Below are 6,586 nucleotides of genomic sequence, written 5' to 3' on the forward strand. Positions count from 1 at the left end.
GGTCGGGCTGCCCCGGCAGAAGGTGAACTACCACCTCAAGGCCCTGGAGCGGCACGGCCTGGTCGAGCTGGCCGACGAGCGCCGCAAGGGCAACGTCACCGAGCGGCTGATGCGAGCCACCGCGGCGTCGTACGTGATCAGTCCGCTGGCGCTCGCCTCCGTGCAGCCCGACCCGGACCGCTTCCGCGATCAGCTCTCGGCGCGCTGGCTGCTCGCCCTCGGCGCCCGGCTGGTCCGCGACGTCGGCTCGCTCATCACCGGCGCGGCCAAGTCCCGCAAACGGCTCGCGACGTACGCCCTCGACGGCGAGGTCCGCTTCGCCTCGGCCGCCGACCGCGCCGAGTTCGTGCAGGAGCTGACGGCGGGCATCAGCGCCCTGATCCGCAAGTACGACGCCCCGGACGCCGAGGGCGGCCGCGACCACCGGATCGTCGTGGCCGTCCACCCCACGGTCAAGGACCGCACCGGGACCGCCCCGGAACTCGACTCTCCGCAAGAATCCCAGTGAGCAGGAGCCCCGTCATGTCCAAGGAATTCGAGATCGTCCGCGAGTTCGAGGTCGACGCCAGGCCCGAGGAGGTGTGGGAGGCGATCACCACCGGCACGGGCGGTTATCTGTGGCCGATGGACGCGCCCGAGCCCCGCGTGGGAGGCAGCGGGCCCTTCGGGTCCACGGTCACCGCCTGGGACCCACCGCACCGCTACACCAACCGCAGCGAGGACGTCGGCTTCCCCGTCCAGTCGGTCAACCAGCTGGACCACACCATCGAGCCGCGTGACGAGGGCCGCCGCGCCCGGGTGCGGTACGTGCACAGTGGCATCTTCACCGGCGACTGGGACAACCAGTACGACGGCGCGAGCAAGCACACCGACTTCTACCTGCACACCCTGCGCGAGTACCTGACCCACTTCGCGCCCCGCCCGGTCGCCTTCGCGACCTTGAACGGGCCGGAGGCGTCCACCGAGCCCGACGCCTTCACCGCCGTCGGGCGAGCCCTGGGGCTCACCGACGACACCCCCGAGGGGGCGCGCGTCCAGGCCCGCGGCCCGGAGGGCCAACTCCTCGACGCCGTACTCGACTTCCGCAACCCGTACTTCATCGGACTGCGCACCGACCACGCCCTCATCCGCTTCTTCGGCCGCAACCACTGGGGCGCGCCCGTCGGCGTCAGCGTCCACGACTTCGCACCGGACGCCGACGCCAAGGCGAACGAGGCCGCCTGGCAGGGCTGGCTGGACGGGGCGTTCAGCCGGCCCTGAACCCGAGGGACGGCTACGGCCGGAACCGCAGCACCTGCGGGTCGTGGTCGCTGATCTGGTCGTGGAACTCCGAGTTGATGTGCACGCTGTCGTAGTCCAGGTCGCAGCCGCGGCGGACGTCCGGGCTGACCAGGATCTGGTCCAGGACCTGCTCGTTGCCCTGGTAGTCGTACGTGTACCGCTCGCTCTCCGGCAGCGACTTGATCGCCGGCCACAGCTCGCCGTCACCCTCGAGGATCTTCGTGGTGGCGGAGAACTCGAAGTCGTTCATGTCGCCGAGCGCGATGACGTCGGCGTTCTTCTGCGTGTCGAGGATGTCCTTGACGAAGGTGTTCACCTCGGTCGCCTGCAGGTGGCGCTGAACCTCCGAGCTGCGGGTCGGCGGCTGGTACTGGGCGTGCAGCGACTGGTCGCCGCCCTTGGAGGTGAGGTGGTTGGCGATCACGAAGACCGTCCGGCCGCGGAAGACGAACTCGCCGGCCAGCGGCTTGCGGCTGGACTTCCAGGCATCGCTGGCCGGGTCGATACGACCGGGCGACACCGTCAGCCGCGCCTTGCCGTGCACCTTGGTGACACCCACGGCCGTCGTGGAGTCGCCGCCCGGGCGGTCGGTGAAGGAGACCCGCTCCGGGTTGAACAGGAAGACCTGGCGGATGTTGCCGCCGGGCTCGCCGCCGTCCTGGTCGTTGACCGGGTCGACCGAGCGCCAGTCGTACTTCGGGCCGCCCGCCGCGACGATGGCGTCGATCAGCTTGTTCACCGTCTGGCTCGCGTCGACCGTGCCGTCGTCCTTGGCGCCGTTGTTGTCCTGGATCTCCTCCAGGGACACGATGTCCGGCGACTGCAGGTTGTTCACGATCGCGGAGGCGTGAGCCGCGAACGTGGTGTCCGACGGGTCCAGGTTCTCCACGTTGTAGGTCGCCACGGCCAGCTCGCCGCGCTCCTGCTTGCGGGTGGTCTCCCGCTGCAGCCCGCCACTCCTGAGCGTGCCGAGCCGGCCGGCGACCAGGGTGTAACCCCCGAACTGGTTGTAGTCCAGCGGGCCGGTCGTGGTGCCGGCGAGCGTGTCACCGACGTTCGCCTCCGGGAAGTCGGCGGTCGAGCCGAGGGACTGGATCTGCAGCCGGCCGGTGTTCTGCGAGTCGTAGGAGCCGTACACAGTGCCGCCGCGGCGGCTCGCGTGCTCGTGCGGCTTCACCGTGACCCACAGCTCGCTGTACGGGTCGGTCGCGGTGACCACGCGGGCGTCGGCGACCTGGACGTTCATGCCCTCCAGGGACTCGTAGTAGTCCAGGGCGTACGACGATGGCCGAACGGTCAGGCCGTTGATCGAGCCGTTCGCGGCCGGGTCGCCCGCCGGGGTGTACTCGGCCGGGACGGAGTCCTCGTCGATCACGACAGGGGCCGGGACGGCGTTGCCGCTGGAACGGACCGTCACCGTCGGCTTCGTGATCTCCGTGAGCGACTGGTTGCCGGACGAGGTGCCGCCCGGGACGTACTCCGAGACCGTGCCCGTCACCGTCACCGCGTCGCCGACCGCGACCTTCGGGGTGGAGCTGGTGAAGACGAAGACGCCCTCACTGGTGGCCGGGTTGTCGTCCGGGTTCGGGTCCTGCATCCAGAACCCTCTCGACGAGCCGTAGGTCCGCACACCCGTGACGATTCCGGCCACGTCCGTGACCTTCTGGCCCGCGAGCGGCGATATCCGGGTGGTGCCCTGGATGTCGTGGATGCCTACGGTGTCCGCGTGCGCGGGTGAGGTCAGGACCCCCCCGGACACGGCGGAGCAGACGGCGGCGACGGTGAGCGCGGCGAGCCGCGAGGAAGACTTGCTCGGCAACGGAATCCCTCCGGGGACATACGTGGGCGCCGGGACGAAGTGGAGCGTGGAACCGGGGGCCGCGACCGGTGGGGCGGTGGCGACGCACGTAGCAGGCGACGGACGGTACCGAACCTCAGTGAACAGATGTCCCCCGACTTCTACGCGCGTCAATCTCCTGTGTTCTCCGGCCAGTTGTCAAGGTTTCGGCCATGTACGGCAGTCGGCGAGAAGATGAACCGGGTGGCATGGGTGGAAATCCGTCTAGGCTGAGCAGGGTGTTACAGGGCGCCCCTCGGCCACCACGTACGTCCCCAAGGAGACCCAGCCGATGTCACACAGCTCCCTCCTGCCGCCGGTCCGGCTGCGTTCCGAGGCGGAGCTCGCACGGGACGCGCTCGCCACACCCCTGCTCTCCCGCGCTGCCCGGCTCGCCCGCTGGGCCGGACCGGACACGCGCGTCGGCCCCGGGGGCGAGCTGGTCGAGGAGCAGTTGCCCGCCGCGGTCGAGGTCCTCGGGCTGACCGGCGAGGACGCCGCCGCCGACGCGAGCGAGGCCTGGCGGGTCGCCGTCGACGCCGGCCTCGTCCAGGTCGTCGACCAGGAGGCGGGGACGGTCACCACCGGCGCCGACCTCGCACTGCTCACCTCCGGCAGCCCGGGCGACGTGCTCGGCGTGTGGCTGGGCGCGCTGGAGGCCGTGCTCGCCGACGCGAGCGTGCCCGAGCTCGACGGGCTCGCCGACGCCATGGAGGAGGACGGCAGGATCGACCTGTCCTCCCTCGACTGGGACCCGGAGGCGGAGGCCGAGTTCCTCGACGGAGTGCTCGGCAACCTCTACGCGCTTACGGTCAGTGAGGAGGGGCCCGGCGACAGCGCGGTGCCGCTGCCCGCCCTCGCCGCGTCGATGATCGTGCCCGACGACATGGGCGAACCCACCAACGACGTCCTGGAGCAGGTCTCGGACGCCATGATGCGGCTGGACGATCAGTTCCGGATCCTCGAGCCCATCGGGCTCGTCGACTTCCAGCCGGTCGACGAGGCGCTGATGACCGATGCCGAGGACGAGTCCACGGCGGGCGTCGACGTCGCGGACGTCAGCCGGTACGGGATGGTACGGCTGACGCCGCTCGGGCTGTACGGGATGCGGGCCCGGCTGCAGGAGGCCGGGATGACGGCGCCCGCGGTGGGGGAGCTGGCCGACAAGGGTGCGGACGCCCTGCTGGACGGCACGTCGGGGTTCCCGCCGGCGGCCGCGCAGGCGGAGACGGAGCAGTGGCTGGCACGCCGGGAACCGCTGACGGCGGCGCGGGAACTGCTGGCCGCCGCGCGGGGCTCGGACGCCGGAGCGCCCCTGCGCCGGCTCCGCTGCCAGCAGGCGCTGTCCCTCGTCGGACTTCAGGCGGAGCCCGCGCTGCGTGAGGTGCTGGACGACGCGGAACTGGGCGGCCTGGCACGGGTATGGCTCACCGAGCGCGGAGCGGCGGACGTGCCGGCACCGCCGGAGTCGATGGTGTTCTGGCTGACCATCGACACGGTGGCCGCGCAACTGGCGGCCGAGGGCAACTCGGAGGAACTGCAGGGCCTGGTGGAGGGCCTGGCGGCCCAGCACAGCGGCTTCTTCGCGACGGCGTGGCGGGTGGACCATCCGGCGACTGTGGACGTCCTGGAGGCGATGGGGCGCCTGCACCCGGACAAGAAGGTGGCGAAGGAAGCGAGGAAGGCGGCGTTCAAGGCGCGGTCCCAGCAGGGGGGGTGACCGTCGGCGTCGTGGCCTCGCTCGGCGGGTGACGGGGCGGGACGTTGCCGTGGCATTGCCCGGCATTGGTGTGCGCGCCGCCCGCCAGGGCTGTGCTTTGCGGATTCATGGAAAAGCGTGCCCAGCCGTCGGCCGCCGTTCAACGGGAATTCAGGAGCGAGCGCGAGCGTGTGCGCCCAGCGGAGGTCCGCGAGGGCCTGTTGCGAACGTTCCGTCGTCCGCCCGAAGGGCGGGCCCCGCGGCGTCCGGTGCGTGCGATCGCAAGGCGGAGGGGCGCCCGCGTACTGGGCGTACGCGGGCGCCCCGACAACGCGGCGAGCGCGCGTGCCGGGCGTCGTGGGGCAGGCGGGACTTTCGCAACAGGCCCTAGCCACCCCCCGACCGACTCCCTCCCCTCCCACAGGAGACAGCATGTCGCTCACCCGTAGGGACTTCGCCAGGCAGTCCGCGCTCACCGGTGCCGGCATCGCCCTGGCCGGCAGCGTCGGCGCCCTCGCCACCGCTCCGAACGCCCTCGCGTCCACCGACACCGAGACCACGGACGGCCACGAGGAGCAGCGGCACCACGGCGTGGGCTACGGACCGCTCGTCCCCGACCCGAACGGCATCCTCGCCCTGCCCGCCGGGTTCTCGTACAGCGTCATCACCTACAGCGGCAGGACCAAGCTGGAATCCGGCGAGTTCACCCCGTCCAACCACGACGGCACCTCCACCTTCTCCGGCCCCCGCGGCGCCACCCTCCTCGTCAACAACCACGAGCTCAAGGGCCCCCGTTCCAGGTGGAAGTACCCGGTACCGCTCACCGAGGGCCTCGTCTACGACCCGGCCGCGTCCGGCGGCTGCACCGTCGTCGAGGTCCGCCACGACCACGTCGCCGAGTGGGTCGGCATCGCCGGCACCTCCACCAACTGCGCCGGCGGCAACACCCCTTGGGGGACCTGGCTGACCTGTGAGGAGACCGAGGACAAGGCCGGCCAGAACGGCATGACCAAGGACCACGGCTACGTCTTCGAGGTGGACCCCGCCGACCGGCGCGCCAACCGCGACCCCAAGCCCGTCAAGGCGCTCGGCCGTTACGCCCACGAGGCCGCCGTCGTCGACCCCAAGCGCGGCCACCTGTACCTGACGGAGGACGCCTCCGGCCCGAACGGCCTGCTCTACCGCTGGACCCCGCCGGAGGGCTTCGAGCACGGCCGCGGCAAGCTGCGTGCCCTCGCCGACGACGCGGGCCGCCTGCAGGCCTTCAAGTGCTTCGACTCCGGTGGCAGGTTCGTCGACGACCTCTCCCGCGCCACGAACATCGGCACCGTCTACGGCGTCGACTGGATCGACGTCCCGGACCGCGACGCCAAGACGGTCCCCGTGCGCAAGCAGTTCGCCGACGGCGAGATCACCCGCGCCCGCAAGCTGGAGGGCATGTGGTGGGGTGACGGCGGCACGTACATCGTCTCCTCCTACGCCCGCGAGGAGAGCCCCGTCCAGCACGACGGGCAGGTCTGGTTCTACGACCCCAAGCGCCGCACCCTCACCCTGAAGGTCCTGCTCGGCGTGAACCCGGACCCGGCCGAGGACGGCAACTTCGACGGCCCCGACAACATCACCGTCTCCCCGTACGGCGGCCTGGTCATCGCCGAGGACGGCGAGGGCGTCCAACCTCATGTATTCAGCTGCGGCCGTGACCTGATGCCCTGACAGGAGAAGGGTGCCTCCCACCTGCGATGATCTGGATTTCCTAGATCAAAACCGTC

General features: G+C 71.0%; 5 protein-coding genes. 4 read left to right on the plus strand and 1 reads right to left on the minus strand.

The window, feature by feature from the left end; translation table 11 throughout:
• A partial coding sequence (locus AB0N14_RS39205; protein ID WP_366030480.1) for an ArsR family transcriptional regulator occupies nt 1-508 on the plus strand: 508 nt, incomplete at its 5' end.
• A 14-nt stretch (nt 509-522) separates the two neighbouring features.
• Nucleotides 523-1,260 carry an SRPBCC domain-containing protein gene (locus tag AB0N14_RS39210; protein ID WP_366030481.1) on the plus strand — a complete coding sequence of 246 codons (738 nt, stop codon included), beginning with the start codon at nt 523-525 and terminating at the stop codon, nt 1,258-1,260.
• Nucleotides 1,261-1,273: 13 nt separating this feature from the next.
• On the opposite strand, the gene AB0N14_RS39215 is transcribed toward AB0N14_RS39210, so the two are convergent.
• On the minus strand, nt 1,274-3,100 hold the full coding sequence (locus tag AB0N14_RS39215; RefSeq protein ID WP_366030483.1) for an endonuclease/exonuclease/phosphatase family protein: 1,827 nt from the start codon (nt 3,098-3,100) through the stop codon (nt 1,274-1,276).
• A gap of 310 nt (nt 3,101-3,410) precedes the next feature.
• Between AB0N14_RS39215 and AB0N14_RS39220 the strand changes: the two genes are divergently transcribed.
• Both AB0N14_RS39220 and AB0N14_RS39225 read left to right on the plus strand, forming a co-directional pair.
• A complete protein-coding gene (locus tag AB0N14_RS39220; protein ID WP_366030485.1) occupies nt 3,411-4,838 on the plus strand; it encodes a hypothetical protein in 1,428 nt (475 codons plus the stop codon).
• 411 nt (nt 4,839-5,249) lie between these two features.
• Nucleotides 5,250-6,530 carry an alkaline phosphatase PhoX gene (locus tag AB0N14_RS39225; protein ID WP_366030486.1) on the plus strand — a complete coding sequence of 427 codons (1,281 nt, stop codon included), beginning with the start codon at nt 5,250-5,252 and terminating at the stop codon, nt 6,528-6,530.
• Nucleotides 6,531-6,586: the final 56 nt, after the last annotated feature.

Origin of the sequence: Streptomyces sp. NPDC051104 (genome assembly GCF_040682835.1) — a bacterium.
Lineage (GTDB): Bacteria > Actinomycetota > Actinomycetes > Streptomycetales > Streptomycetaceae > Streptomyces > Streptomyces cynarae.